Source organism: Spirillospora sp. CA-108201, assembly GCF_050936235.1.
Lineage (GTDB): Bacteria > Actinomycetota > Actinomycetes > Streptosporangiales > Streptosporangiaceae > Spirillospora.
Window position 1 is genome coordinate 2,230,396 of sequence record NZ_JBNJNE010000001.1, and the last position, 25,523, is coordinate 2,255,918.

At 73.6% G+C, this 25,523-nt stretch carries 26 protein-coding genes; 8 read left to right on the forward strand and 18 right to left on the reverse strand.

All coding sequences use genetic code 11. The features are described 5' to 3' along the window. Positions 1 to 303: 303 nt before the first annotated feature. The 8 genes from pheT to infC form a co-directional block, all read right to left on the reverse strand. Positions 304 to 2,781, reverse strand: coding sequence for a phenylalanine--tRNA ligase subunit beta (gene pheT / locus ACQEU6_RS10925; RefSeq protein WP_499331166.1), 2,478 nt, complete (start codon positions 2,779 to 2,781; stop codon positions 304 to 306). Next, entirely contained in the window at positions 2,781 to 3,890 is a 1,110-nt protein-coding gene (gene pheS / locus ACQEU6_RS10930) for a phenylalanine--tRNA ligase subunit alpha (protein ID WP_499331168.1), read from the reverse strand. Before pheS ends, pheT begins: the two co-directional genes overlap by 1 nt. Positions 3,891 to 4,024: 134 nt before the next feature. Continuing rightward, positions 4,025 to 5,113 (reverse strand): sensor histidine kinase, encoded by a 1,089-nt coding sequence (locus ACQEU6_RS10935; protein ID WP_499331170.1) that lies wholly within the window; start codon positions 5,111 to 5,113, stop codon positions 4,025 to 4,027. Positions 5,114 to 5,301: 188 nt separating this feature from the next. Next, positions 5,302 to 5,805, reverse strand: a complete 504-nt coding sequence (locus ACQEU6_RS10940; RefSeq protein ID WP_499331172.1) for an STAS domain-containing protein — start codon at positions 5,803 to 5,805, stop codon at positions 5,302 to 5,304. A gap of 271 nt (positions 5,806 to 6,076) precedes the next feature. Further along, the gene (locus tag ACQEU6_RS10945) at positions 6,077 to 6,916 is read right to left on the reverse strand and encodes a TrmH family RNA methyltransferase (protein ID WP_499331173.1); all 840 of its coding nucleotides are present in this window, start codon (positions 6,914 to 6,916) and stop codon (positions 6,077 to 6,079) included. 34 nt (positions 6,917 to 6,950) lie between these two features. Next, positions 6,951 to 7,328 (reverse strand): 50S ribosomal protein L20, encoded by a 378-nt coding sequence (gene rplT, locus ACQEU6_RS10950; protein ID WP_021597478.1) that lies wholly within the window; start codon positions 7,326 to 7,328, stop codon positions 6,951 to 6,953. Positions 7,329 to 7,398: 70 nt separating this feature from the next. Further along, on the reverse strand, positions 7,399 to 7,593 hold the full coding sequence (gene rpmI / locus ACQEU6_RS10955) for a 50S ribosomal protein L35 (RefSeq protein WP_499331174.1): 195 nt from the start codon (positions 7,591 to 7,593) through the stop codon (positions 7,399 to 7,401). A gap of 185 nt (positions 7,594 to 7,778) precedes the next feature. Further along, a complete protein-coding gene (gene infC / locus ACQEU6_RS10960; protein WP_499340137.1) occupies positions 7,779 to 8,327 on the reverse strand; it encodes a translation initiation factor IF-3 in 549 nt (182 codons plus the stop codon). Between the two features lie 519 nt (positions 8,328 to 8,846). Between infC and ACQEU6_RS10965 the strand changes: the two genes are divergently transcribed. Together ACQEU6_RS10965 and ACQEU6_RS10970 are read left to right on the forward strand one after the other, a co-directional pair. Continuing rightward, positions 8,847 to 9,338 carry an NUDIX domain-containing protein gene (locus ACQEU6_RS10965; RefSeq protein WP_499331176.1) on the forward strand — a complete coding sequence of 164 codons (492 nt, stop codon included), beginning with the start codon at positions 8,847 to 8,849 and terminating at the stop codon, positions 9,336 to 9,338. A gap of 9 nt (positions 9,339 to 9,347) precedes the next feature. Next, positions 9,348 to 10,292 carry a carbohydrate kinase family protein gene (locus tag ACQEU6_RS10970; RefSeq protein ID WP_499331178.1) on the forward strand — a complete coding sequence of 315 codons (945 nt, stop codon included), beginning with the start codon at positions 9,348 to 9,350 and terminating at the stop codon, positions 10,290 to 10,292. On the opposite strand, the gene ACQEU6_RS10975 is transcribed toward ACQEU6_RS10970, so the two are convergent. After that, entirely contained in the window at positions 10,268 to 10,972 is a 705-nt protein-coding gene (locus ACQEU6_RS10975) for an HIT family protein (RefSeq protein WP_499331180.1), read from the reverse strand. The genes ACQEU6_RS10970 and ACQEU6_RS10975 overlap by 25 nt on opposite strands. A 152-nt stretch (positions 10,973 to 11,124) precedes the next feature. Between ACQEU6_RS10975 and ACQEU6_RS10980 the strand changes: the two genes are divergently transcribed. Beyond that, positions 11,125 to 12,510: a prenyltransferase/squalene oxidase repeat-containing protein gene (locus tag ACQEU6_RS10980; RefSeq protein WP_499331181.1), complete on the forward strand. Its 1,386-nt coding sequence runs from the start codon at positions 11,125 to 11,127 to the stop codon at positions 12,508 to 12,510. Positions 12,511 to 12,515: 5 nt separating this feature from the next. On the opposite strand, the gene ACQEU6_RS10985 is transcribed toward ACQEU6_RS10980, so the two are convergent. The 7 genes from ACQEU6_RS10985 to ACQEU6_RS11015 all read right to left on the reverse strand — a co-directional run bounded on the left by ACQEU6_RS10985 (position 12,516) and on the right by ACQEU6_RS11015 (position 19,792). Next, positions 12,516 to 13,349, reverse strand: a complete 834-nt coding sequence (locus tag ACQEU6_RS10985; protein WP_499331182.1) for a shikimate dehydrogenase — start codon at positions 13,347 to 13,349, stop codon at positions 12,516 to 12,518. Next, positions 13,346 to 14,506, reverse strand: a complete 1,161-nt coding sequence (mltG, locus tag ACQEU6_RS10990) for an endolytic transglycosylase MltG (RefSeq protein WP_499331184.1) — start codon at positions 14,504 to 14,506, stop codon at positions 13,346 to 13,348. Before mltG ends, ACQEU6_RS10985 begins: the two co-directional genes overlap by 4 nt. Beyond that, positions 14,503 to 14,961 carry a Holliday junction resolvase RuvX gene (ruvX, locus tag ACQEU6_RS10995; RefSeq protein ID WP_499331186.1) on the reverse strand — a complete coding sequence of 153 codons (459 nt, stop codon included), beginning with the start codon at positions 14,959 to 14,961 and terminating at the stop codon, positions 14,503 to 14,505. Before ruvX ends, mltG begins: the two co-directional genes overlap by 4 nt. 58 nt (positions 14,962 to 15,019) lie before the next feature. Beyond that, positions 15,020 to 17,689, reverse strand: coding sequence for an alanine--tRNA ligase (gene alaS, locus ACQEU6_RS11000; RefSeq protein ID WP_499331188.1), 2,670 nt, complete (start codon positions 17,687 to 17,689; stop codon positions 15,020 to 15,022). A 1-nt stretch (position 17,690) separates the two neighbouring features. Further along, positions 17,691 to 18,011 (reverse strand): DUF6167 family protein, encoded by a 321-nt coding sequence (locus tag ACQEU6_RS11005; RefSeq protein WP_499331189.1) that lies wholly within the window; start codon positions 18,009 to 18,011, stop codon positions 17,691 to 17,693. Continuing rightward, a complete protein-coding gene (locus ACQEU6_RS11010; protein ID WP_499331191.1) occupies positions 18,008 to 18,391 on the reverse strand; it encodes a DUF948 domain-containing protein in 384 nt (127 codons plus the stop codon). Before ACQEU6_RS11010 ends, ACQEU6_RS11005 begins: the two co-directional genes overlap by 4 nt. Before the next feature lie 138 nt (positions 18,392 to 18,529). Next, entirely contained in the window at positions 18,530 to 19,792 is a 1,263-nt protein-coding gene (locus tag ACQEU6_RS11015; RefSeq protein ID WP_499340139.1) for a replication-associated recombination protein A, read from the reverse strand. Positions 19,793 to 20,056: 264 nt separating this feature from the next. On the opposite strand from ACQEU6_RS11015, the gene ACQEU6_RS11020 reads away from it, so the two are divergent. The 4 genes from ACQEU6_RS11020 to ACQEU6_RS11035 all read left to right on the forward strand — a co-directional run bounded on the left by ACQEU6_RS11020 (position 20,057) and on the right by ACQEU6_RS11035 (position 22,523). Further along, the gene (locus tag ACQEU6_RS11020; protein ID WP_499331192.1) at positions 20,057 to 20,506 is read left to right on the forward strand and encodes a hypothetical protein; all 450 of its coding nucleotides are present in this window, start codon (positions 20,057 to 20,059) and stop codon (positions 20,504 to 20,506) included. Between the two features lie 117 nt (positions 20,507 to 20,623). Beyond that, positions 20,624 to 21,271 carry a thioredoxin-like domain-containing protein gene (locus ACQEU6_RS11025; RefSeq protein WP_499331193.1) on the forward strand — a complete coding sequence of 216 codons (648 nt, stop codon included), beginning with the start codon at positions 20,624 to 20,626 and terminating at the stop codon, positions 21,269 to 21,271. Next, positions 21,268 to 21,894: a DUF305 domain-containing protein gene (locus ACQEU6_RS11030; protein WP_499331195.1), complete on the forward strand. Its 627-nt coding sequence runs from the start codon at positions 21,268 to 21,270 to the stop codon at positions 21,892 to 21,894. Before ACQEU6_RS11025 ends, ACQEU6_RS11030 begins: the two co-directional genes overlap by 4 nt. A 65-nt stretch (positions 21,895 to 21,959) precedes the next feature. Further along, positions 21,960 to 22,523 (forward strand): TIGR03086 family metal-binding protein, encoded by a 564-nt coding sequence (locus ACQEU6_RS11035; RefSeq protein WP_499331197.1) that lies wholly within the window; start codon positions 21,960 to 21,962, stop codon positions 22,521 to 22,523. Between the two features lie 15 nt (positions 22,524 to 22,538). Here ACQEU6_RS11035 and ACQEU6_RS11040 read toward each other — a convergent pair whose 3' ends face one another. Together ACQEU6_RS11040 and ACQEU6_RS11045 are read right to left on the reverse strand one after the other, a co-directional pair. Next, positions 22,539 to 23,774: a DUF349 domain-containing protein gene (locus ACQEU6_RS11040; RefSeq protein WP_499331198.1), complete on the reverse strand. Its 1,236-nt coding sequence runs from the start codon at positions 23,772 to 23,774 to the stop codon at positions 22,539 to 22,541. Positions 23,775 to 23,847: 73 nt separating this feature from the next. After that, on the reverse strand, positions 23,848 to 24,597 hold the full coding sequence (locus ACQEU6_RS11045; RefSeq protein WP_499331200.1) for a peptidylprolyl isomerase: 750 nt from the start codon (positions 24,595 to 24,597) through the stop codon (positions 23,848 to 23,850). 220 nt (positions 24,598 to 24,817) lie between these two features. Here ACQEU6_RS11045 and ACQEU6_RS11050 point away from each other — a divergent pair, with 220 nt between their 5' ends. Further along, complete coding sequence (locus tag ACQEU6_RS11050; protein ID WP_499331202.1) at positions 24,818 to 25,513, forward strand: MBL fold metallo-hydrolase; 696 nt, start codon at positions 24,818 to 24,820, stop codon at positions 25,511 to 25,513. Positions 25,514 to 25,523 lie beyond the last annotated feature (10 nt).

Sequence of the window (25,523 nt, forward strand, 5' to 3'; positions counted from 1 at the left end):
GAAAGATGCGGAACGCATGGAGACACCGCGGAATCGCGCGACGCGCCGGCGGGCATGGAAAAGCCCGGCGGGTAAGAGTCCGCACTGAGGTCACGTGCGCGGGCCGGAGAACGGCCACTGCGCGGTGTCGGACCTCAGATCCTCAATGGACTCCCCAACCGGGCGGCGATGTGACGCGGCCGAGGATACCCGACGACTTATCGCAACACAAGTAGCATTAAGAAGACCCCGGCCGGGCTCGCCGACGGCCGGACGCGTGTGCCCCGGGCCCCTGCTCGGGGTCCGGGGCACACGCGCGTTCCGTCAGGCGCCGCGCAGGACGGCTCCGGTCCGCTCGGACGCGGCGGCCACGGCGGAGTCGCGGGCCTGCGACGCCTCCTCGGCCGTGAGCGTCCGGTCCGGGGCGCGGAACCGCAGCGAGTACGCCAGCGACTTGCGGCCCTCACCGACCTGCTCGCCCGTGTAGACGTCGAACAGCCGGATCGCCTCCAGCAGCTCGCCCGCACCGTCGCGCAGGGCCGACTCGACCTCGGCGGCGGCCACCGCGGAGTCCACGATCAGCGCGACGTCCTGCATGGCGACCGGGTACGACGACACATGCGCCGCGGAGACGGTCACCGGCTCGCCGAGGCGGCGCAGCTCCAGCTCCATCGCGCACGACCGCGCCGGCAGCCCGTACGCCTTCGTGACGCGCGGGTGCAGCTCGCCGGCGTGCCCCACGAGCGTGTCGCCCGCGTAGAGCGCGGCGCAGCGGCCCGGATGCCAGGGCGCGTGCTGGTCGGCCTTCACCGCCAGTTCGACCCCGACCTCGCGGGCCACCGTGCGGGCCGCCTCGACCGCGTCCGCCCACAGCGCGGGACGGCCCTCGCCCCACCAGCCCGACGGCTCGCGGTCGCCCGACAGCACCACCGCGACCCGGTACGGCTGGTCCGGCAGCGCGGCCTCCAGCCCGGCGACCTCCTCGGCCGTCGGGCCGCGGTCCACGGCGAGCCGCGGCGCCCGCTCCGGGGCGTCCGGGCGCGGCCGGAACACCACGCCCACCTCGAACAGGGCGGCGTCGCCGAAGCCGCGCCCCACGTTGAGCGCCAGCACCTTGAGCAGGCCCGGCAGCAGCGTGGTGCGCAGCAGCGGCTCCTCCTCCGACATCGGGTTCGCGAGCCGCAGCGTCCGCCGCCGCGCGTCGTCCGCCGGGAGCTGGAGGCCGTCCAGGTCCTTCTCGGCGACGAACGGGAAGGCGAGCGCCTCCACGTACCCGGCGCCGGCGAGCGCGCGGCCCACCCGGCGGCGCAACCGCTGCTCGACGGTCAGGCCCTTGCCCGCCGCCGGGCGCGGCGCCCGGGCCGGGATGTCCTCGTACCCCTCCAGGCGGATGACCTCCTCGGCGAGGTCGTTGGGCGCGGTGAGGTCGGGACGCCAGGACGGCGGCGTCACCGTCAGCACGTCGTCGCCCGCCACCGCGCAGCCGACCTGCTCCAGGCGGCGGACGACCGCGTCCCGGCCGTAGGCCACGCCCGCCACCCGGTCGGGATGCCCGGCGGGCATCTCCACCACGGCGCGCTCGACCGGCGCCTCGGCGTGCGTGACACCGGCCTCGATCTTCGCGCCGCCCAGCTCGGCCAGCATCCGCACCGCCCGGTAGGAGGCGTACAGCGGCAGCTCGCGGTCGACGCCGCGCTCGAACCGGTGGGACGCCTCGCTGTGCAGGCGGTGCCGGCGGCTCATCCGGGCGACGCCCATGGCGTCGAAGTGCGCGGCCTCGACGACCATGTCGCGCGACCGCTCGTCGATCTCGGTGGCCAGGCCGCCCATCGTGCCGGCCATCGAGATCGGGCCCGACGCGTCGGTGATGAGGACGTCGTCGGAGTCGAGGTCCCGCTTGACGTGGTCGAGCGTCTCCAGCCGCTCGCCGGGCTCGGCGCGCCGCACGACGATCGGGCCGGTCAGCTTGCCCCGGTCGAACGCGTGCAGCGGCTGCCCGAGCTCCAGCATCAGGTAGTTGGTGATGTCGACCGCCAGCGACACCGGCCGCATCCCCGCGCGGTGCAGGCGCACCTGCATCCACAGCGGGGTCCGCGCGTCCGGGTCGAAGCCGCTCACCTCGCGCAGGACGAACCGGTCGCACACGGCCGGGTCGCCGATGCTCGCCGGGTGGCCCGCCCCCTCGTCGGAGGGAAGCTCGACGTCCGCCGGGTCCCTGAACGGCACCCCGTAGGCCGTGGCGGCCTCGCGGGCGATGCCGCGGATGGACAGGGCGTAGCCGCGGTCGGGCGTGACGGCGATGTCGAGGACGTCGTCGCGCAGCCCGAGCAGCTCGATCGCGTCGGCGCCGACGGGGGCGTCCGGCGGCAGGACGAGGATGCCGCTGTGGTCGTCCCCGATCCCGAGCTCGGTGACCGAGCAGATCATGCCCGCCGACATGCGCCCGTAGGTCTTGCGGGCGCCGATCTCGAACCCCCCGGGCAGCACGCCGCCCGGCAGGATCACCACCACGCGGTCGCCGACGGCGAAGTTCGAGGCGCCGCAGACGATGCTCTGCGGCTCCCCCGCGCCGTTCGCGTCGCCGACGTCCACCTGGCAGTGGCGGATCGGCTTCTTGAAGCCGGTCAGCTCCTCGATCTCCAGGACCTCGCCGACCACGAGCGGACCGGCGATGTCGGCGCCGGCCCGCTCGACCGTCTCGACCTCCAGGCCCGCCGCGATCAGCTCGGCGGCCAGCGCGCGGCCCGTGACGCCGGCCGGGAGCTCGACGTACTCGCGCAGCCAGGAAAGCGGGGCCCGCATCAGATCTCCATCCCGAACGGGAGGGTGAACCGGACGTCGCCCTCCACCATGTCGTACATGTCTTCCACACCGTGCCGGAACATCAGCGTCCGCTCGACACCGAGCCCGAACGCCCAGCCGCTGTAGCGGTCCGGGTCGACCCCGCAGGCCACCAGGACCCGCGGGTTGACCATGCCGCAGCCGCCGAGCTCGATCCACCCCTCCGAGCTGCAGGTGCGGCACGGGTCGCCGCCCGGCTCCGCGGACGCGCCCCGGCACACGAAGCACTGCATGTCGACCTCGGCGGACGGCTCGGTGAACGGGAAGAACGACGGCCTGAACCGCGTCCTCAGCCCCTCGCCGAACATGCCGGTGACGAACGCGTCGATGCCGCCGCGCAGGTCGGCCATCGTCAGGCCCTCGTCGACCGCGAGGCCCTCCAGCTGGTGGAACACAGGGCTGTGCGTGGCGTCCAGTTCGTCGGTGCGGAACGTGCGGCCGGGCGCCACCACGTACACCGGCAGCGGCCGCGACAGCAGCGACCTGATCTGCATCGGCGAGGTGTGGGTGCGCATCACCAGCCCGGACTCCTCCGACTCGACGAAGAAGGTGTCCTGCATCGTGCGGGCCGGGTGGTCGGGCAGGAAGTTCAGGGCGTCGAAGTTGAACCACTCCGCCTCGACCTCGGGGCCCTCGGAGACCTCGAAGCCCATCGAGACGAAGACGTCGGCCATCCGCTCCTGCATCGTGGTCAGCGGGTGGCGGGCGCCGCGCGGCGCGCGGTCCCACGGCAGGGTGACGTCGACCGTCTCCTCGACGAGGACGCGGCGGTCGCGCTCCTCCTCCAGCTCGGCCTGGCGCTCCTTCAGCGCCTTCCCCACCGCGCCCCGCGCGGCGCCGATGCGCTTGCCGGCCTCGGCGCGGGCCGCCGGCGGCAGCGCGCCGATCTCGCGGTTGGCCAGGGCCAGCGGGGAACGGTCGCCGGCGTGCGCCAGCCGGACCTGCTTCAGGGCGTCGAGGTCGGCGGCCGCGGCGATCGCCGCGAGCGCCTCGGCGCGGGCCCGCTCCAGCTCTTCGGGCTGCAGCGCGGAAACCTCGACGGGGTCATAGGACTTGTTGGGTGCAGACATGGTGGTGTGATCGACTCCGGTCGGCGTGGGACGCCCGCAGTCTAGTGCGCGGGCGGAGAACATCCGGAAAGCGTGCGCGTGACGCGCTGGCCCGCCCGGGACCCGGTGCCGCGGCGCGCGGCGTGGGCCGCGGCTCAGCCGGCGTAGTCGGGGGCCCCTGCGGGCACGGTAAATCGGAACTCGGCGCCGCCGCCGGGCGCCCGCCGCACGGTGATCACGCCGCCGTGCGCCTCGACCAGCCCCTTGACGATGTAGAGCCCGAGCCCGGTACCGCCGCGGCGGCTGCCGCCGGGGCCGCGCCAGAACTGCCGGAAGACGCGCTGGACGGCCTCGGGCGGAATGCCCTCGCCCTCGTCGCGCACCGACACGGCCGCCCCCTCCTTATGCGCGTCCGGCTCCACCACAATGGTGACAGTGCCCGCCCCGTGGCGCACCGCGTTTTCGACCAGGTTGCCGAGGATTTGATCCATCTTGTCGGGATCAAGCCACATCTCGGGCAGCTCGCCGCGCGTCTCGAAGCGGAACCGGCCCTCCGCCTCCCCCGCCGCCACCCGGCCCGCGATGACCTTGCGGACCTCCTCGGGGATGTCGACGACCTGGCGGCGCATCTCCAGCCGGCCCGACTCGATGCGGGACACGTCCAGCAGCTCGGTGATCAGCCGGGTGACGCGGTCGGCGTCGGCGTTGACGGTCTCCAGCATCACCCGCTTCTGGTCGTCGTTGAAGCGGTGCCACTTGGCCAGCAGCGTCGCGGTGAACCCCTTGACGCTGGTGAGCGGGGAACGCAGCTCGTGGGCGACGGTGGAGACGAGGTCGGCGCGGTCGCGCTCCTGCCGGGCGCGGTGCAGGGCGTCGCGCAGGCACACGGTGAACCGTTCCACGCGGCGCTCGGCGTCGCGCCGGTAGGCGGCGGTCACGAGCACCTCGGTGCCGCCCGGAAGGAACAGCACGCGCTCGGGATGGCGGGTGCGGGTGGACAGGCCGTCGTAGGGGGCCAGGCACTTCCACCAGTCGCGGCCCTCGGCGTCGTGCAGGGGCAGGACGTCGCGGAAGTCGCGGCCCACGGCCGAACCGGCGGGGATCCCGGTGATCCGCGCGGCGGCGGCGTTGAACACGACGACGCGGGCGTCCCGGCCGGCGACCATCAGCCCGTCGGGCAGGTCGTCCGGGCCACCGCTCTCGGGGCCCGGCCCGGACCCCGCCTCGGGTCCGCGCGCGGCCACGAGAGGGGGTTCCTCTCCGCCCACAGCGGCCTCCAGAACACCGATGGGAACGCGGCCTGTCGGAAAGAGACTCTAGCCGGAGTCGGGCCCCTAACGGGACCCGGAAACCGCCTCGCGGCAAGGCATGTGTAGCCTCCGTGCGGGGTGTCGCCACCCCTCACGGGGGCCCTCATCAGGGGTTCGCGCCCTCATCCGGACCTCGTGGGCGAGTCCTGACCCGACAGCGCGGTCTCGACGTCGGGGTGGACGGCGAACAGCCGGTGCAGACCGGTGATCTTCAGAAGCCGCAGCTGGGCGGGCCGCACCCCGGCGAGGGCGATCTCCCCGCCGGACGCCGAGATCTGGTTGTGCGCGGCGACCAGGGCGCCGAGCCCGGCCGCGTCGCAGAACGGGACGGCGGCGAAGTCGGCCACCAGGCGGCGCGGCCCCGGCCCCGGCAGCCGCCCGTGCATCTCCACGAGCCGGTCGCGCAGCGGCCCGGCGGTGCGCAGGTCGATCTCCCCGGCCACCGCGACGACGGCCGTGCCGGCCCCGATCCTGGCGGTCTCGATGCGCAGCCCGTCGGCGGCGTGCGCGCCGGGAGCGTCCGGGGCGGCGTCGGGGACGGCGGGCGCCTGGACCGCGCCGGCCCGGCACCGCACCTCCGGGGGACGCCGGCCCGGCCTTCCGGTCCGCCTGCTCTCCTCGGTCATCACGCTCGCCCCCACTCTGTGCGGCGTCGTCGCCGCCCTGGTCAACCCACTGATCAACACGTTAGGCGCAGCATCGCGACGGCGTGATCCCCCGCCGGTCGCGGTTCTCGCTCCTACCCGCGAACGAGCCCCACGCGGCGGCAGGCCCCCCTGCGCCGCGTCCACGCGAAGACCATCTTCCCAGCTCAACGGTCACGAGGCGGTGCCAATGGCGACCGCATGCGGCCATTCGATCACGGAATGCATCGAAACACCGCGACCGCGCCGTGTCTCACGTCCCGCTCGGGCGCTCTCCCCCGGAGCCGCGCTGCGCGCGGGCCGACGCATAGAGGCATACGGCGGCGGCCGTCGCCAGGTTCAGGCTCTCGGCGCGCCCGTAGATGGGCACGCGGACGACCTCGTCCACATGCCGCAGGATCTCTTCGGGCAGCCCCCATGCCTCGTTCCCGAACACCCAGGCGGTGGGGCGCGCGAGCACCCCCTCGTCGATCGCCTCGTCGAGGGTGCGGTCGCCCGCGCCGTCGGCGGCGAGGACGGTCAGGCCCGCGCCCTTCAGCTCCGGGATCAGCGTGTCGAACCGGGGCCCGACCACGACCGGCAGGTGGAACAGGCTGCCGGCGGAGGCGCGGACGCACTTGCCGTTGTAGGGGTCGACGGACGCGTCGGTGAACACGACCGTCTCGGAGCCCGCGGCGTCGGCGGTGCGCAGGACGGTCCCCGCGTTGCCGGGGTCGCGGACGTGCGCGAGCACGGTCACCAGCCGGGGACCGGTCTCCAGCGCCCTGTCCAGCGGGACGTCGACGAACTCGCAGACCGCCAGGAGCCCCTGCGGGGTGACGGTCTGGGCCAGCTCCGCCATGATCTCGCCACTGACGCGCAGCACCGGCGCGCCGGCGCGCTCGGCGGCGAGCACCAGCTCGGGGTGGCGGGCCTCGGCCTCGGCCGTGGTGAACAGCTCGGCGAGCCCGCCGGGGATCCGCAGCGCCTCCCGCACCGCCTGCGGCCCCTCGGCGAGGAACCGGTTCTCACGGCGCCGGAAGGCGCGTTTGGCGAGCCGCCGAGCGGCCTTCACCCGTGGTGATCGGAGAGAGGTCAGCTCGCGGCCCGCCATGTCGCTGTGATCGCCCGTGTGCCGGTCACCCGGCTCAGGCCGCCTCCGAACCCTCGGCCGGGAGCGCGTCCTTGGCGACCTTGACCAGGGCGGCGAACGCCGGGGCGTCGTTGACGGCGAGTTCGGCGAGCATGCGCCGGTCGACCTCGACCTCGGCGGCCTTCAGGCCCTGGATGAACCGGTTGTAGGTGATGCCGTTGGCGCGGGCCGCGGCGTTGATCCGCTGGATCCACAGCCGGCGGAACTGGCCCTTGCGGTCCTTGCGGTCCCGGAAGGCGTAGGTCATCGAGTGGAGCTGCTGCTCCTTGGCCTTGCGGTACAGGCGCGAACGCTGACCGCGGTAGCCACTCGACCGCTCCAGGACGACCCGACGCTTCTTGGCGGCGTTGACCGCCCGCTTCACGCGTGCCACGTGCTGAACTCCTTCGTGGGGGCTGAGGCCGTGCTGGCCTCGGCCGGTCGGCGATGTTCCCGGTCGAGCGCTACTTGCGCAGCAGCTTCTTGATGTTCTTGGCGTCGGCGGGGGCCACCACGGCGGGGCCGTCGAGCCGCCGGGTCCGCTTGGACGGCTTGTGCTCGAGCAGGTGGTTGCGGTTGGCGCGGCGGCGCATCACCTTGCCGGAGCCGGTCAGCTTGAAGCGCTTCTTGGCACCGCTGTGGGTCTTGGTCTTCGGCATGGTCGCCGTCGTCTCCCTCTTTCCCGGTCTCCGCACCGACGGGCACGGAGGCACGCCTGATCGGCGCACCGCACGGTGATCCGTGGACGCGCCAGGTCAGGCCTCAATGTACGTGCGCCGCGACCCCGCTCAGCCGCGAGGTCGCGGAGATGGGGGCCGCCGCGAGGCCGGTCCCTGAACGGCCGTCAGGCGGTCGTCTCCGACTCCTGCCCGCGGGCCGTCTTCTTCTTGTGCGGACCGATCACCATGATCATGTTCCGGCCGTCCTGCTTGGGCCGCGACTCGACGAAGCCGAGGTCCTCGACGTCGTCGGCGAGCCGCTGCAGCAGCCGGAAACCGAGCTCGGGACGGGACTGCTCACGACCACGGAACATGATCGTGACCTTCACCTTGTCCCCGGCCTTCAGGAACCGCACCACGTGACCCTTCTTGGTCTCGTAGTCGTGCGGGTCGATCTTCGGGCGGAGCTTGATCTCCTTGATGACCGTGTGCGCCTGGTTCTTCCGCGCCTCACGCGCCTTCATCGCGGACTCGTACTTGAACTTGCCGTAGTCCATGAGCTTCGCGACGGGCGGACGCGCGGTGGGCGCCACCTCGACGAGGTCGAGGTCCGACTCACGCGCGAGTTCAAGGGCCTTGGCGATGGGCACGATGCCCACCTGTTCGCCGTTCGGGCCGACGAGCCGGACCTCGGGCACGCGAATGCGGTCGTTGATACGCGGTTCGGCGCTGATGGGACCTCCTTGGGGCCGTTCTCAGGTTCGTTGGACCGGTCGTACCCCGAGGCTTCCACGAGAAAAGCCCCGCACGACTCACGCACGGGGCCACCTTCGGTCTCCCGGGAACGGTCATGCCGCCCGGGAACGACGACGGGACGGGCTCAACGCCCGTTCGCCGGACCGAGACCCACCGGCCTTGCAGCCGGTCAGGTGGGAGGTGGCCTCCGCTTGAGCGCCCGGCACGCACCACCGTCTGGTCGCGCGTACAGGGCCGGTCGACCACCAAGAATACCACCCGGCGGGACCGGGTGCGCCATGCCGGACGGCTCCCGCGGCCTCTCGCCGCGCGAGCACCCGGATGAGGTACGCCAATGAGTGCAACAGGCCGCGAATCGGCAGCATTCCCGGTGCCTGCGAGCACCACCGCGAGGTGAGAGGGTTCTGGCCCGGCGGGCCTCTCGGCGCGGAGGCCGCGGATTGTTACGGTGGTGCCGAGACGGCCCGGTGGGGCCGGCACCAGAGAGGTCTCCCGCGATGCCCTCGGTCGACGCCGGCGCCCCCGGCCCCCTCACCGCCGCGCCGCCGGTCCGGCTCCAGTTCGCGCAGAAGGCGTTCATCGTGTCCCGCGGACGGCTGCTCCTGGTCCGCAAGGCCGCCACCGACCCGTTCCACCCCGGCCGCTGGGAGGTGCCCGGCGGCCGGCTGGAGGAGGACGCCGACCTCGATCTCGACGACCACATCCGCCGCGAGGTCTGGGAGGAGGTCGGCCTGAAGATCGATCCGGGGCCGCCGTTCCACCTCTGGCAGTGGTTCATGCCCGACCGCGGCGGTCCCGGCGGGCAGATCCGGGTGGTGGCGGCGGCGCGCCGCTGCCGGCCGGTGACCCTGGACGTCACCCTGGAGAACCAGGAGGCGGGCGACCACCTGGACGGCTGCGCCTGGGTGCCGCTGCACGAGGCCGGCGGGTACGACCTCATCCCGAGCCTGCGCCCGGTGATGCGGGCGTTCCTGCTTCCGGTCGGCTGAGCCCGGCACATGGCGCGGTTCCGTTCGCCCCTCGAATGGCCGGGCCTCCACGGCGCCGCCGAGCGCCGCTTCACGCTCTTCGTCGTCGGGGACGCGGGAGTCGAGGTGCGCGCGAGCCTTCCGGACGTCCGCTTCGCCGAACTCGGCGCAGACCGGCTCTGCTACGCGCCGGCACAGGTGATGACCGCGGGGACGGCGGTGAACCTCGCCCGCTGCGCGGCGGGCTACTTCCGCCGGATCGGCGTGCTGGCCAAGGTCGGCGACGACGACTACACCGAGGCGATCCGCCGCGAACTGCGCCGGATCGGCGCGGCCCACCGCCTGGTCGTCGAGCCCGGCGTCCCGAACGGCGTCTCGGTCATGCTGCGCGACGGCGCCCGCGGGGCCGACGGCAGCGGGCCCGGCGTCCGGCTGCTGGTCGTCCAGGACGAGCCGCCCGCCCGGCGGCTCACCGCGGCGGACGTGCGCACGGCGGCGGACGGGATCGAGGAGGCCGACGTGCTGGCCGTGGACGGGTACTCGCTGCTGGCCCCGGACTCCCGGGAGGCGCTCCACGAGGCGGTCCGCACGGCGCGCGCGGCGGGAACCCGGGTGGCGTTCGACGTCGTCCCCCACGACATCGACGCGCGGCTCCCGGCGTCCTGCGTGCTGCCGGTCCTGGAACGGGCGGACCTGGTCGTCTCCGAGGCGCACACCCTCGCGCGCCTGCTCGGCCGTCCGCCGCCGGGCGGCGGGGAACCACGGGACCTGCTGCCGGTCCTCGACCGCGCCGTCACCGGCGGTCCCCTGTGGCTGCTGCGGTTCGGCCCGACGTTCCTGGAACGGGTGCTCGCCCACCAGCGGGGAAGGTCGCCGGTGACCTACTCCACCGGCTACACCCCCGATATGCCGCGGGCGGGGTACGGGGACCGGCTGGCCTCCTGCGAGCTCTACTGGTGGCTGTCGGGTGGCTGATCCGCGCCCGGCAGGGCGGCGGCCGCCGACCGCATCACCCGCAGCGTGCGCAGGAAGCGCCGCCTGCTGGCGGGCAGCCCGAAGGTCTCCTGCCAGCGCCAGGGCAGGTTCGGGCCGGCGGCCGCCACGGCCCAGCGCAGGAACTGGCTCGGCACGCCGTCGCCGGGGTGGACGGTCGCGGCGCCGCCCTCCTCGATCAGCAGGTAGGAGCGGCCGGCGCGGAAGCGGGTCCGGAGGGCCGCGTGGTCCGCCGGCACGCCGGGGCGCCCCTCCCGCTCCACGATCGCCCGTACCCCGGTCACGCCGGGGAGGAAGTGCCAGTGCGCGTGGTCGATGCACGCGCCGCCGCCCTGGGGCCCCGCCGGGCCGTGCTCGAACATCAGCAGTCCGCCGGCTCCGTACGCCTCCAGGTAAAAGCGGGCCACGCGGTCGCGCCACCGCAGCGCGCGCTCCCACATCGGCCCGGAGAAGTCTCCGGCGCACTGGTGGTGCTCGCGCGTCACCAGCAGCAGGTGCCCCTCGGCGAGCGGCGCGACGTCCGGGATCAGGAAGAAGTCGCGGTCGCCGGCGATGACGCCCGACTCGCCGGGCAGTCCGGCCATGCCGTTGAAGCGGAATCGCAGCGGGGGGCACAGGACGCAGTCGTGATCGGGCTCGTCCCGGACGGTCGGCTCTGCCAAGCCACCTCCAGCTTTGCGGCATGTGGGAGCGGTCTGCCTCCAGCGTGCCCGGTGTCCCGTGCCCACGCTCGCTACGGCGGCGGATACAGACGCGGAACCCGCGAGGTACAAAGCCTGGCCCGCCGGGAATAACAAGAGCAGAAGGCAAGAACGTGAACCAGACACCCCCGCTCCCTTCCCGTGCGCCCCGTGCGCCCCGCGCCGCCCGCTCCGCCGCCTGGCGCCGCGGCGCGGACGCCCCGTTGATCGATCTGGCCGTCCTCGACGCCCGGCTGAACGAGTCGCTGGACGTCCTGCGCGACACCTACGCCCCCGCACTCGGCGCCGGCGGGGGCTGGTACCACGAGCTCGCGCGGCCCGAACCCGGCACCACCGCCACCGCCCTCGGGCTGATGGCGTTCGCGGAGGCGGGGCGGACGTTCGAGCACTTCGACGACGGCCTGGAATTCCTCGCCGCCCGGCAGACCCGGTCCGACGACCCGCTGCGCGACGGCGGCTGGGCCACCAAGACCAGCCTCGGCATGCCGGTGGTGGAGGCGACCGGCTGGATCGCGCGGTTCCTCGCCCGCGCCCGCTGCGACCTGCGCGACGACGCCCCCGACCTGGAGCGCGCCTACCGGTGGCTGCTGTACAACCAGAACTCCGACGGCGGATGGGGCTCGCTGCACGGCTGCCCGTCCCGGGTGTGGCTGACGTGCCTGGCGCTCCGCGCGCTCAGCCAGCTCAACCCCTACGACCCCGCCGTCGACCGCGGCGTGGAGTGGCTGACGGCGGACCGGACCGCGAACCGGCCCGCCTGGGGGCCGACGCAGGCGGCCCGGCCCACCGTCACGCACACCGCGTTCGCGCTGGTGACGCTGGCCGAGGCCCGCCCCGGCCTGAAGACCGAACGGCTGCTGGACGCCTACGACTGGCTGCTGGAGCACCTCGACCCCGACGACGACCACACGTGGATCGAGACCTACGGCGTCTCGCCGCCCACCGTGCCGGAACGCGCCGGGCAGGAGCCGGTGTGGCGGCTCGCCCTGTGGCACTACGGGCTGCCGATCGCGCTCACCGCGCTGCTGCGGGACCCGCGCGGCCCGCACGGTCCGACCGTCGCCCGCGCGTTCCGGACCCTGGTGCGCGGGGAGGTCGCCGATCCGCGCTGGAACGGCTCCCCCGGCAGCGGGCGCACGTCGCTGTGGACGCTGTGGTGGCGGCTGGAGACGCTGGTGGCGCTGTCCCGGATCCCGCTCGCCGGGAACGCCGACATCCTGCACTGGCTGCCGGACGCGATGGTCGTGCAGCGCGCCCACGCCCGGGAGCGCGGGCTGCCCGACCTGCTCCCGCACCGCCGCCTCGTCGACCCGGTCGGGCTGGTCCAGCGGCACTGGGCGGCGTTCCTGCTGAGCCTCGTGTGCGCCGGCAGCGCGCTCGGGGTCGGCGCGGGCCTGTGGGGCTGGAAGGACTTCTGGCTCAGCGTGATCCTGCCGATCGTCCTCACCAGCATCGACGAGTCGGTGAAGCGGCGCCGCGCCCAGCGCGCCCCTCCCTGACCGGGTCAGCCGCGGCGGGCGATCTCCGCCTCGCCCGCGGCGCGCATCGCCTCCACGGGCACGTCGTCGCGGCCGGTCATCAGGGCCACCTGCCGGACGGCCTGGTGCAGGAGCATCGCGAAACCGCCGACGACCGTGCCGCCCGCGCGCTCGACGGCCGCGGCGAGCGCCGTGGGCCACGGCGCGTACACGACGTCGAACAGGGCCGCGCCGGACGCGGCGACCGGTGCGGCGAACGCGTCGGCGGACCCTCCGGGGAGGGTCGACACGACGAGTTCCGCGGGCAGATGCGCGGACGCCTCGTCGAGCGGCACGACCCGGACGGCGAGGCCGAACCGCTCCCCCACCCGGGCCGCGCCGGCGGCGCGCTCCGGCGTCCGCACGGCGAGGACCGCCTCGCGCGTGCCGAGGCCGGCGAGAGCGGCCAGTGCGGACGCGGCGGTCGCGCCGCCGCCCAGCACCAGCGCCGCGGCCGGGGCCTTCAGCCCCGCCTCGGCGAGCGCCGTCTCGATGCCGTGCACATCGGTGTTGTCCGCGTGCCGCCGCCCGTCCCGCAGGACGATCGTGTTCGCGCCGCCGACCTTCGCCGCGAGGTCGGAGACCGTGTCGGCGAGGCCGAGCGCGACGCGCTTGAGCGGCATGGTCAGCGACAGGCCCGCCCATTCGGGCCCGAGACCGTCCAGCAGCACGGCGAGGCCGTGCTCGCCGCACTCGATCGCCTCGTAGGACCAGTCGTCCAGCCCCATCGCCGCGTACGCCGCCCGGTGCAGGACCGGCGACAGGGAGTGCGCGACCGGCGACCCCAGCACCGCCGCGCGGCGGCCCGTCCCGACGGTCATTGGCCCGGGTGCGCCTTCTGCCAGGTCCGGAACTCCTTCTCGATCGCCTGCCGCTCCTTCTCCGTCGTGGCGAACTTGGTGACCTTGTTCGTCGGGTCGGTCGCGATGAAGTACAGCCAGGTCCCGTCCTCCGGGGCCAGCGCCGCCTCGATCGCGTCCGGCCCGGGATTGGAGATCGGGCCGGGCGGCAGGCCCGCGTGCTGGTAGGTGTTGTAGGGCGAGTCGGTCAGCAGGTCCTTCTCGGTGACGGTGAGCCGCCGCTCGTTCAGCGCGTACAGCACCGTGGTGTCGAACTGCAGCTTCATGCCCTTGTCCACCCGGTTGTAGATGACCCGGGAGATCCTCGGCAGGTCGCTGGGCTTGCCGCCCTCGGCCTGGACCAGGCTGGCGAGCGTCATGACCGTCGCCGGGTTCATGTGGGCCTTGCGCGCCTCGGCGACCAGGTCGACGCTGTCGGCCTCCCTGGTGAACCGCCCCACCATCTCCTTGAGGATCTGCTCCGCCGAGCCGTTCGGGTCCAGGTCGTAGCGTCCCGGGTACAGGTACCCCTCGATCCTGCCCCGCGCGTAGGAGGGCAGCCCGAGGTTCTTCGGACGCTTCGCCACCGCCTGGAACTCCTTGACGGAGATGCCGGTCTTCTTCGCCAGCAGTTCGAAGACCTCGACGGCCCGCCGGCCCTCGGGGATCGTGACCTGGTTGCCGGCCCGCGACTTCGGGTCCAGCAGCAGCGCCACCGCCGCGGCCGAGGACATCTGCAGCCGCATCTGGTAGAAGCCCGGCTGGATGCTGGAGGCGCGCGTCTCCTTGTTGTAGGTCTTCACGAACGCCTCGGAGCTCTTGACGACCCTGTGCTGCTTCAGCGTCGTCCCGATCACCGACCCGGTCGCGCCGTCCTTGATCTGGACGGTGACCTTGCCGGAGCCCGCGCCCTCGAAGTCCGGCGGGTGCCACTTGTTGTCGAGCCACGCGTACCCGAGGACGCCGCCGGTGCCGAACACCGCCACGAGGAACGCCATCGCGAACAGCGCGGCGGCGCGCCCGCTGCGCCTGCGCCGCTTCTGGCGTTTGCGCCGGCGCCGCTGGTCCCGCCTGCCGCGGGACTCCTCGGAGGCGGGCCCGTCGCCGTACGGGTCGGAGAAGAGGTCCAAGTCGTTCATGAGCTCCCCTGGACGATCTCGCCCGGGGGGCGTCCGGTCAACCGTTCGGCGTCGAGGGCCGCCTGGAGCAGGACCGCCGCGGCGGCCTGGTCGACGACCTTGCGCCGCGCCTGGCCGTGCACTCCGCCGGCCCGCAGGCCGCTCTCGGCGGTGACGGTGGTGAGCCGCTCGTCGTGAAGACGCACCGTCCCCGCGGGGAGGCGCCCGGCGAGCCTGGCCGCGAACCTGCGCGCCGACTGCGCCGCCGGCCCCTCCCGGCCCGACAGCGAGGTGGGCAGCCCGACGACGACCTCGATCGCCTCGTGCTCGGCGACCAGGCCGACGAGGCGGTCGACGTCGCCCTTGCCGCTCTTCACCGTCTCCAGCGGAGAAGCGAGGATCCCGCCGGGATCGCATCGGGCGACCCCCACCCGCACGCTCCCGACGTCGACCCCCAGCCGCACGCCGGTCCTCATGGCCTCGCCCCCGCCCGGCGGTGGCGCGGCCCGTTTCTCCCGCCCCGTCGTGCCGGGCTCACGCGGCCCCTACTGCCTGCTCGACGGCGGCGAGGGCATCGCCGATCGCGGCGGGGTTGGCGCCGCCCCCCTGGGCCAGGTCGTCCTTGCCGCCGCCGCCCCCGCCGAGCGCCTTGGCGGCCAGGCCGACGAGCGCGCCCGCCCTGAGCCCGCGGTCGCGCGCGCCCTGGGTGACGGCGATGACCACGACGGGACGGTCCTTCGGCACGCCGGCGACCATCACGACCGCGGGGCGCGCGGTGAGGCGCCCGCGGACGTCGACGGCGAGCTTGCGCAGGTCGTCGGCGCCGGTGCCGTCGGGGGCGCGGTGCCCCACGAACGCGGTGCCGCCCACGTCCACGGCGCCCTCGGCGAGAGAGCCGGCGATCGCCAGCACCTGCTGGGAGCGCAGCTTCTCCAGCTCCTTCTCGGCGTCCCGCAGCCGGGCGACCACACCGGAGACGCGCTCGGGCAGCTCCTCCTTGCGGGCCTTCATCTGCTCGGCGAGCTGCGCCACGAGGACGCTCTCGCGGGCCAGGAAGCGGAAGGCGTCGATGCCGACGAGCGCCTCGACGCGCCGGACGCCGGCGCCGATGGACGCCTCGCCCAGCACCTTGACCAGGCCGAGCTGCCCGCTGCGGGCGACGTGGGTACCGCCGCACAGCTCGCGGGAGTAGTCGCCGACCTCGACGACCCGGACCTCGTCGCCGTACTTCTCGCCGAACAGCGCGAGCGCGCCCATGGCGCGGGCCTCGTCGATCGAGGTGTGGAAGGCGCGGACGTCCAGGTCGCCGACCAGGACCTCGTTGACCTCGTCCTCGACGTCGCGCAGCACGCTCGCGGGGACGGCGCCGGACGCGGTGAAGTCGAACCGGAACCGGCCGGGCGAGTTCTCCGACCCGGCCTGCGCGGCGGACTCGCCGAGCGCACGGCGGAACCCGGCGTGCACCATGTGGGTCGCGGTGTGCGAGCGGGAGATCGCCCGGCGCCGCTCCACGTCGACCTCGGCGTAGGCGGTGTCGCCGGCCTGCGCCTCGCCGCTGCGGACCCGCCCGCGGTGCACGATGAGCCCGGCGAGGGGCGCCTGCACGTCGGTCACCTCGACGACGGCGCCGTTGCCGAACCTGATCAGGCCGTGGTCGGCGAGCTGGCCGCCGCCCTCGGCGTAGAACGGGGTGCGGTCGAGGACGACCTCGACCTCGGCGCCCTCCCCGGCGGCGGGCGCGTTGGCGCCGTTCACCAGCAGCCCCACGAGACGGGCGTCGCCGGCCAGGCTGCCGTAGCCGGTGAAGTCGACCCTGCCGCCGGCGCCGGTGAGCAGCTCGTCCAGGACGGACACGTCGAGGTTGCCGGTCTTCTTGTCGCGGGCGTCCTTCTTCGCGCGGTCCCGCTGCTCCTTCATGAGCCGGCGGAAGCCCTCCTCGTCCACCTGGAGGCCCTGCTCGGACGCCATCTCCAGGGTGAGGTCGATCGGGAAGCCGTAGGTGTCGTGCAGCTTGAACGCCTGGTCGCCCGCCAGGGTCGCGCCGCCGGAGCGCTTGGTGTCCGCGACGGCCGTGTCGAAGATCGTGGTGCCGGTGCGCAGCGTCTGGAGGAAGGAGTCCTCCTCGGCGTCGATGACGGTGTGGATGTTCGCGGCGGTGCGCACGAGCTCGGGGTACTGCTGGCCCATCGCCCGGATCGCGACGGCGGTCAGCTCGTGCATGAGCCCGGCGTCCTGCCCGCCGAGCAGGCGCAGGTTGCGGATGGAGCGGCGCAGGATGCGGCGCAGCACGTAGCCGCGGCCCTCGTTGCCGGGGCGGATGCCGTCGGCGACCATCATCGTGCCGCTGCGGACGTGGTCGGCGACGACGCGCAGCGACACGTCCGCGCGGTGGTCGCGGCCGTAGGAGGTGCCGGTCAGCCCGGCGGCGCGGTCGAGGACCCGCCACAGGGTGTCGGTCTCGTAGATGTTGTCGACGCCCTGCAGGATCGCCGCCATGCGCTCCAGGCCCATGCCGGTGTCGATGTTCTTGGCCGGCAGGTCGCCGAGGATCGGGAAGTCGGTCTTGCTCTCCCCCGGACCCCGCTCGAACTGCATGAAGACGAGGTTCCAGACCTCAAGGTAGCGGTCCTCGTCGGCGACCGGGCCGCCCTCGCGGCCGTACTCGGGGCCGCGGTCGTAGTAGATCTCCGAGCAGGGGCCGCACGGGCCGGGCACGCCCATCGACCAGAAGTTGTCCTCCATGCCGCGCCGCTGGATGCGGTCGAGGGGGACGCCGACCTTGTCGTGCCAGATGTTCTGGGCCTCGTCGTCGTCCTTGAAGACGGTGACCCACAGCTTGTCCTCGGGGAACCCGAAGCCGCCTTCGTCCCGCGACCGGGTCAGCAGCTCCCAGGCGAACGGGATCGCCTGCTCCTTGAAGTAGTCGCCGATGGAGAAGTTGCCCAGCATCTGGAAGAAGGTGGCGTGCCGGGTGGTCCTGCCGACCTCTTCGATGTCGGGCGTGCGCACGCACTTCTGCGCGCTCGTCATCCGCTGGGACGGCGGGGTGCGCTGGCCGAGGAAGTACGGCTTGAAGGGGACCATGCCGGCGTTGACCAGAAGCAGGGTCGGGTCCTCGGCGACCAGGCTGGCCGAGGGCACCACCGTGTGCCCGCGCTCCTCGAAGAATCCGAGGAAGCGGCGTGCGACCTCTGCCGACTCCATATCAGTGGCCATCCTTGTCGTTCTCGATGATCGTGTATCTCGCCTTGAGCACGCGGCGGTGCGCCGGCCCCCCGCCGTCCGGCGGGGCCTGGTCCATGCGGACGGCCTCGCGCAGCTCGTCCTCACGGGCCTGCATCTCGGTACGGACGTCGGAGGCGAAAAGCCTCAGCCGCTCTCCGGCACCCTGCCCGGTCGACACCGCCCGCGCCGCGACGCCCTCGGGCGACAGGGCGCGCGCGAAGCGCTCCACGCGCCTCTTGACGCGGTGCGTGGCGTAGACGCCGGCGCCGGCGCCGACCGAGATCCAGAACAGCCGCCTCATCTGCGTCCCCTGCCCGGGGAGCGGGCCGGAAGCTCCGGACGTCCGGACGCGGCGCGCTCCTCCCCGTCGCGGTTGCCGAGGGCCTTGCGGACGCCGTAGGAGAAGGCGGCGGCCTTCACCAGGGGCCCGCCGACCACCGAGGTCATCACGGTGGTGACGGCCGAGACGTTCTGCGTGACGCCGGCGACCTGCCTGGTGATGACGTCGGTGCGGCCGAGCTGCTCGTTGGCCCGCTTCACCGTCCGGGTCATGTCCTCCATCAGCGGGCCGGCCTGGTCGCCGATCTCGCGGACGAGCTCGCTGGCCTCGCCGAGCAGCCTGGAGAGCTTCAGCAGGGTGAGCGCGATGAACGAGACGAGCACCGCCCAGAACACGGCCACGATGAGGCCTGCTAGCTGTCCACCAGTAAGCATCAGGGCTTTCCGTTCACGTGAGGTCGGCACGGGGCCGGGCATGGCCTGACAGACCTTACCGGTCCACCAGGCCGCATGGCGGGAGCACCGGCCGACCAGGAACGATCATCGCCGGTCGGCGGCGCCGCGCAGGACGGAGCGGATCCGCGCGAGCACCTCGGTGAACCGGGCTTCCGCGCCGTGCCTGGTCGGCCGATAGTACTCCCGTCCGTCGACCGCGTCAGGCGCGTACTGCTGCCGGACCACCCCGCCGGGGTGGTCGTGGGCGTACCTGTAGCCCTGCCCGTGCCCGATCTTCGCGGCGCCCTTGTAGTGGGCGTCGCGCAGATGCCCGGGGACGGGCCCGGCGAGCCCCTTGCGGACGTCGCCGAGCGCGCCGTCCACCGCCGTGATCACCGCGTTGGACTTCGGCGCGAGGGAGAGATGGATCACCGCCTGGGCCAGGTTGATGCGGGCCTCGGGCAGGCCGACGAACTCGACCGCCTGAGCGGCGGCGACCGCGGTCTGCAGGGCGGTCGGGTCGGCCATGCCGACGTCCTCGCTGGCGTGCACGATCAGCCGCCGGGCGATGAACCGGGCGTCCTCGCCGGCCTCGATCATGCGGGCGAGGTAGTGCAGCGCCGCGTCGACGTCGCTGCCGCGGATGCTCTTGATGAACGCGCTGATGACGTCGTAGTGCTGGTCGCCCTCGCGGTCGTAGCGGACGGCGGCCCGGTCGACGGCCTTCTCCAGCACGTCCGCGTCGATCGCCCCGCCGTCGTCGACCACGAGCGCGGCGGCCTCCAGGTAGGTGAGGGTGCGGCGGGCGTCGCCGCCGGCGAGCCGGACGAGGTGGTCCTCGGCGGCGGGGTCGAGGGTGACCGCCCCGCCCAGCCCGCGCTCCTCGGTGAGGGCGCGGCGGATCACCTCGCGCAGGTCCTCCTCGCCGAGGGGCTCCAGGGTGAGCAGCAGCGAGCGGGACAGCAGCGGGCTGATGACGGAGAAGAACGGGTTCTCGGTGGTGGCGCCGATGAAGGACACCCAGCGGTTCTCCACGGCGGGGAGCAGCGCGTCCTGCTGGGCCTTGTTGAAGCGGTGCACCTCGTCGACGAACAGGACCGTCTGCCGGCCCGTCATGCCGAGCTCCCGGCGCGCGAGGTCGATCTCGGCGCGGACGCGCTTGACGCCGTCGCTGACCGCGGAGACCTCCACGAATCGGCGGGAGGTGACATGGCTGACGACGGTGGCGAGCGTGGTCTTGCCCGTGCCCGGCGGGCCCCACAGCACGAGCGACATCGGCACGTCCCGGTCGACGAGCTGCCGGATCGGGGTGCCCGGGCCGAGCAGGTGGCCCTGGCCGACGACCTCGTCGAGGGCGCGGGGCCTCATGCGGACCGCGAGGGGCTGCTCCGCGCCGCCCCGTGCGGGCGCCGCCGGCGGCTCCGCCCGCACGTCCGCCGGGACCGCCCCGTTCCGCTCCGGCGCGTCGAAAAGGCCCTCCGGCTCGCCCGATTCCGCCCTGCTGGTCACGCTCCGACACTATCTCTCGGCACGGACAGTCCCGGACGGTCCCTCGCAGGTCCGCGCGGGCGGGAACCCGGAGGGCGGCTGCGGCGTTGGAACAGCCCGGAAGACGCGACCAGGAGCGTGACGGTGTCCGGTGAGGCCCCCCGTCGACGCCACGGGCTGGCAGGGCTGCTCGTGGCGCTCTTCGTCGTGGGCGGGCTGGTGTTCAGCTACGGGCTGGGCCACGCTCCCCCGCCGCGCGTGTGCACCCAGCACGCCGTGAGCGTTCCCCTCGGCGCCGTCTCGGGGTCCGCGGGCCACGAGCAGCCGGGCGACGGGGCCGTGCCGCTCCACGCCTCTCACGGCCTCGCACAGGGCGCGCCGGCCGCGGCCCCGATGAAGGTGCCCGCGCCCGTCCCCCTTGACGCGTGCCTGTGCCTGGCCGTCCTGTTCGCCCTGGTCCTGCTGGGCCTGGCCGCGGGGCTGCGGCGGCCGGCCGCGCGCCTGCCCGCGCGTCTCGGCTGGACGTTCGCCCCGCCGCCCTGCACGCGGCTCGCCCCCGCGTCCTCGCCCTCGCTCCAGGTTCTCCGGCTGTAGACGGACCGGCCTTCCGGCCGTTCGCACCGCCCGCATCACGCCTTCGCCGGATGCGGCGCCGCACTGTCCGTTCTGACCAGTCCGTTCTGACCTACAGCACCCCTGAGAGGACGCCGCATGTCCAAGAGCGCCCGCAACAAGAACGCCCGCAACAGCGCCGCACGCGACCAGAACGCGCGCGGCAGGACCACCAAGAACGCACTGACGCAGCGCGAGGTCCCGTGGGGAGGCATCGCGTTCTTCGCCGTGATCGGCCTCGTGGCGGTCGTCGCCATCGGCTTCACGTTCATGCAGACCAGGTCGTCGTCCGCCGACGGCTCCTCCTCCATCCGCGGCCTGGTGACCAAGGACGGCCTCGGCCGCGGCCACGTCGACGGCGCCGTCGAGTACGAGAGCGACCCCCCGATGGGCGGGGACCACAACACCGTCTGGCAGAACTGCGACGGCCGCGTCTACGACGCGCCGCTGCAGAACGTGAACGCCGTCCACTCGCTGGAGCACGGCGCCGTCTGGATCACCTACCGGCCCGACCTCCCCGCCGACCAGCTCGGCGCGCTCAAGGGCAAGGTCACCGGCACCGACTACACGCTGCTCAGCCCCTACCCGGCCCAGGACTCGCCGGTCACGCTCACGGCATGGGGGCGGCAGCTGAGCCTCCAGGAGGCCGCCGATCCGCGGGTGGACCAGTTCCTGCGGGACTTCGTGAAGGGCCCGCAGACCCCCGAGCCGGGCGCGGCCTGCTCCGGCGGCAAGGACGCCCCGTGAGCGACGCCCCCGCGGCGCCGCGGGGACGGCGGGCCACCGTCGTCCTCGCGGCCCTGGTCCTGCTCGCCGGCGCCGTGCTGGTCGCGTTCGCCGTCTCCCGCTCGGGAAGGCCCGGCGCGGACGGTCCCGAGGCCGGGTTCGCCCGCGACATGAGCGCGCACCACGCCCAGGCTGTGCAGATGTCGTTCATCGTCAGGGACCGTACGGACGATCCCGAGACCCGGCTGCTGGCCTACGACGTCATCAACACCCAGTCCGCCCAGATCGGCATGATGACGGCCTGGCTGGACGAGTGGGGCGTGCCGAAGACCGATCCGGCCGGGCGCATGCGCTGGATGTCCGGGCACGGCGGCCACCGCGCCGGCGGGGCCGCGATGCCGGGGATGGCGACCCGCGAGCGGCTCGCCGAACTGGAGAAGGCGTCCGGCCGCGCCGCCGAGGTGCTGTTCCTCAAGCTGATGATCGCGCACCACCGCGGCGGCGTGGACATGGCGCGGGCCGCGCTGGAGCGCACCGGGCACGACCGGGTGCGGCGGCTGGCCCGCACGATGGTGGAGGGGCAGGAGGCGGAGATCACGCAGATGAACGCGATGCTCCGGCAGCGCGGCTCCCCCGCCGTGTGATCCGGTCCCGGCGAGCTTCGCGATAGCGCTTGACAGCGCCGCCGGATCGCGCGTCACTGACCACCATGGCTCACAACCTCAGCGGCTACCACCGGGCCCTCGACCTCTTCGAGGGCCTGGTGGCCGGCGTCCCCCGCGACGGGTGGGACGCTCCGTCCCCCTGCGCGGGCTGGACCGCCCGGGACGTCGCCGGACACGTGACCGGCGGCCAGTTCCTGGTCCGGGCGCTGGCCTCGGGAGAGCCCGAGCCGGACCTCGGCGCCGACCCCGCGCGGTACGTCGCGGGCGACGTCCTGATGAGCTGGCGGACGGCCCGCAAGGAGTGCGCGGCCGCCCTCACCCCCGACGCGCTCGGCCGCCCCATCCCGTTCGACGGGCTGGGCGAGCTGCCGCTGGGCGACTACCTGGAGGGCTACATCCTGGAACCGCTGGTCCACGCCTGGGACCTGGCCCGCGCGACGGGCCAGCCGTCCCGCCTCGACCCGGACCTCGTCCACCACGCGTTCGCCACGGCCCAGGTGGTCGCCGCCTCGCTGCGGGCCGAGGGGCGTCTGGCGCCGCCCCTGCCCGCCCCGCGCGGCGCGGACGAGCAGACGCGCATGCTCGCGTTCCTCGGCCGTACGGCCTGAAGGCGGCGGCGAAGGTCAGGAGAACTCGGCGAGGGTCCGCTCGGCCTCTTCGAGCCAGGCGCGGCGGGCGCTGAGAGCCTCCTCCGCCTCCTTGACATCCTTCTGGCGGCCCGCCTCACGGGCCTTGCCGAGCCGCTTCTCCAGCTGGTCGATGGAGCTGCGCAGCTGGCCCACCGTGGCCTCGGCGCGGGCGCGGGCCTCGGGGTTGGTGCGGCGCCACTCGTTCTCCTCGGCGGAGCGGACGGCGTCCTCGATCTTGCGGAGCCGCCCTTCGAGCCGGTCGCGCTGGTCGCGCGGCACCATCCCGGCGGCCTCCCAGCGCTCCTGGACCGTGCGCAGCGCCTGGCGGGCCTGCCGGACGTCCCGCACCGGCAGCAGCCGCTCGGCGTCGGCGAGGATCTTCTCCTTCTCCTCGGCGTTCCCGCGGAACTCGGCGTCGCGCTCGGCGAACGCCGCGCCGCGGGCCTGGAAGAAGGTGTCCTGGGCGCCCTTGAAGCGGGCCCACAGGTCCTCCTCTGCGTCCCGGGAGGCGCGCCCGGCGAGCTTCCAGCGGCGCATCAGGTCGCGGTAGGCGGCGGCGGTGTCGCCCCAGTCGGTGGAGCCGGACATCGCCTCGGCCTCGGCGACGAGGCGCTCCTTCTCCCTGCGGGCCTCCTCGCGCTGGTCGTCGAGGGTGGCGAAGTAGGCCTTGCGGCGCTTGGTGAAGGCGTTGCGGGCGGTGGACAGCCGCTTCCACAGGGCGGTCTCGGTGGGGCGGTCGATGCGGTCGGCGGCCTTCCACTCCTCGACCAGCTGGCGCAGGCGCTCGCCGCCGTTCTTCCAGTGCGTCTCATCGACGGCGATGCGCTCGGCCTCGGCGACGATGCGCTCCTTGATCTCGCGGGCCTCGTGCCGGTGCTGCTCGCGCTGGGCCTTGACCTCCTCGCGGCGCCGGCCGACCTGCTCCGACAGGCCGTCGAGGCGGCGCAGGAGGGCGTCGAGGTCGCCGACGGCGTGCGCCCCGGCGACGGCCTCGCGCAGCCGGTCGATGCCCTGCTGGGCCTGGCCCGGCTGCAGGTCGGTGGTGCGGACCCGCTGTTCGAGCAGGCCGATCTCGGTGACGAGCGCGTCGTACTTGCGCTTGAAGTAGGCCAGGGCCTCTTCGGGCGCGCCGGCCTGCCAGGATCCGACGACCCGCTCACCGTCGGCCGTCCTGACATAGACGGCGCCGTCCTCGTCCACCCGGCCCCAGGGATCGGTCGCGCTGGACACCCTTGCCTCCTGAATCGCGGGTCCGGACGCGCTCACGGCGGCCGGACCCTCCACACCTTAGTATCCCGTTCGCCTATTTCCCGGCGATCGTGACGTCCTGGATCTCTACCTTCTTCTTGGGCTTGCCGTCGCCCTTCGGGTCCGAGCCCGCACCGGCGATCTTCTTCAGCACGTCCAGCCCCTTGGTGATCTTTCCGAACACCGTGTAGTCCGGCGGGAGCTGCGAGTCCTTGTAGACCATGAAGAACTGGCTGCCGTTGGAGTCCGGCAGGCTGCTGTGCGCCATGGCGAGCGTGCCCTCGGTGTACGTGGCGCCGCTGGTGTTCTCGTTGGCGAACCCGTAGCCCGGCCCGCCCGTGCCCTTCGCGGTCGGGTCGCCGCACTGCAGCACGTTCAGCCCGCCGCTCGTCAGCCGGTGGCACGAGGTCTTGTCGAAGAAGTTCTTCTGCGCCAGGTACGTGAACGAGTTGACCGTGCACGGCGCCTTGCTGCCGTACAGCTGCACCTCCACGTCGCCCTGGTTGGTCTTCATCGTCGTCTGGACCACGTCCGTGTGGGCGGGCTTTCCCGGAGGGGTGCCGATGCCCTTGGGCGCACCGTCCTGCTGGGCCGCCTTGTAAGTGCACTGGGGCCCCGCGGCGGTGGACTTGTCGTCCTTGGTGAAAACCATGTACGCGGCGCCGCCGACGACGACGACCGCCACCACCGCCGCGGCGGTGATGACCTTGAGTCGGCGCGCCCGCGCCGCCTCCTGCGCCTGCCGCTGCTGCTGGCGCTCGTAGCGCTGCCGCGCGAGCTGCTTCTTGCGGTCTTTCGCCGCCACGTACCTCGCCTCTCCGGTGTGATCAGGTGAACGTGCAGCGCATAGTAGCGGTACCCGGGAGTAAAAGCGCCTCCGCGTTCAGGGAGCGCCTTCCCGCCGGGCCGCGCCCGGCGGGCCGCGCCGCGCGACACGTCGGCCGCGCCATCTCGTTCGCGGTGGCCGTGGCCGCGCCGGTACCCTCGGACACGCCCACCCGAGATGGTTCTAAGGAAGGACGACCGTGCTCGTCGCCGGGTTCCCCGCTGGATCATTCGCCGCGAACTGCTACGTCGTGGCGCCCGCCGCCGGTGAGGAGTGCGTGATCGTCGATCCCGGGCAGGACGCCGAGGGCGGGATCGAGGAGATCCTGCGCGAGCACCGGCTGAAGCCGGTCGCGGTGCTGCTGACGCACGGCCATCTCGATCACGTCTGGTCGGTGGCCCCCGTCTGCGGCGCCAAGGACGTCCCCGCCTACGTCCATCCGGACGACCGCGACCTGCTGACCGATCCGGCCAGGGGCCTGTCCCTCGGCGCCGGGCAGCAGCTGTTCGGCGGCCTGGAGCTGTCCGAGCCGGACGACGTGCGCGAGCTGGCCGACGGGGCGGTGCTGGAGCTGGCCGGGCTGAGCTTCACCGTCGACCACGCGCCGGGCCACACGCCCGGGTCGGTGACGTTCCGGACGCCGAAGGCCCAGCAGATCCCGGACGTGATGTTCACCGGCGACCTGCTGTTCGCCGGCTCCATCGGGCGCACCGACCTGCCGGGCGGATCGTACGAGCAGATCCTCGCCAGCCTGTCCCGGGTGTGCCTCACGATGCCCGACGAGACGGCCGTCCTGCCCGGCCACGGCGAGCAGACCACAATCGGCCGCGAGCGTGCGACCAACCCGTTCCTCTCGGAGTTGGTCCCCGCGGACGGACCTGACAAGGGATTCTGATCTAAAAGAC

Excerpts from the sequence above, each read along its gene's own strand:
- pheS (WP_499331168.1), bottom strand. The coding sequence starts at position 3,890 with ATGTCTGCACCCAACAAGTCCTATGACCCCGTCGAGGTTTCCGCGCTG.
- ACQEU6_RS11035 (WP_499331197.1), top strand. The coding sequence starts at position 21,960 with ATGGCTCACAACCTCAGCGGCTACCACCGGGCCCTCGACCTCTTCGAG.
- pheT (WP_499331166.1), bottom strand. The coding sequence starts at position 2,781 with ATGCGGGCCCCGCTTTCCTGGCTGCGCGAGTACGTCGAGCTCCCGGCC.
- ruvX (WP_499331186.1), bottom strand. The coding sequence starts at position 14,961 with ATGAGGACCGGCGTGCGGCTGGGGGTCGACGTCGGGAGCGTGCGGGTG.
- alaS (WP_499331188.1), bottom strand. The coding sequence starts at position 17,689 with ATGGAGTCGGCAGAGGTCGCACGCCGCTTCCTCGGATTCTTCGAGGAG.
- ACQEU6_RS10985 (WP_499331182.1), bottom strand. The coding sequence starts at position 13,349 with ATGACCGTCGGGACGGGCCGCCGCGCGGCGGTGCTGGGGTCGCCGGTC.
- ACQEU6_RS10965 (WP_499331176.1), top strand. The coding sequence starts at position 8,847 with ATGCCCTCGGTCGACGCCGGCGCCCCCGGCCCCCTCACCGCCGCGCCG.
- ACQEU6_RS10940 (WP_499331172.1), bottom strand. The coding sequence starts at position 5,805 with ATGACCGAGGAGAGCAGGCGGACCGGAAGGCCGGGCCGGCGTCCCCCG.
- ACQEU6_RS10945 (WP_499331173.1), bottom strand. The coding sequence starts at position 6,916 with ATGGCGGGCCGCGAGCTGACCTCTCTCCGATCACCACGGGTGAAGGCC.
- ACQEU6_RS11025 (WP_499331193.1), top strand. The coding sequence starts at position 20,624 with ATGTCCAAGAGCGCCCGCAACAAGAACGCCCGCAACAGCGCCGCACGC.
- ACQEU6_RS11015 (WP_499340139.1), bottom strand. The coding sequence starts at position 19,792 with ATGAGGCCCCGCGCCCTCGACGAGGTCGTCGGCCAGGGCCACCTGCTC.
- ACQEU6_RS11005 (WP_499331189.1), bottom strand. The coding sequence starts at position 18,011 with ATGAGGCGGCTGTTCTGGATCTCGGTCGGCGCCGGCGCCGGCGTCTAC.
- ACQEU6_RS10970 (WP_499331178.1), top strand. The coding sequence starts at position 9,348 with ATGGCGCGGTTCCGTTCGCCCCTCGAATGGCCGGGCCTCCACGGCGCC.
- rpmI (WP_499331174.1), bottom strand. The coding sequence starts at position 7,593 with ATGCCGAAGACCAAGACCCACAGCGGTGCCAAGAAGCGCTTCAAGCTG.
- mltG (WP_499331184.1), bottom strand. The coding sequence starts at position 14,506 with ATGAACGACTTGGACCTCTTCTCCGACCCGTACGGCGACGGGCCCGCC.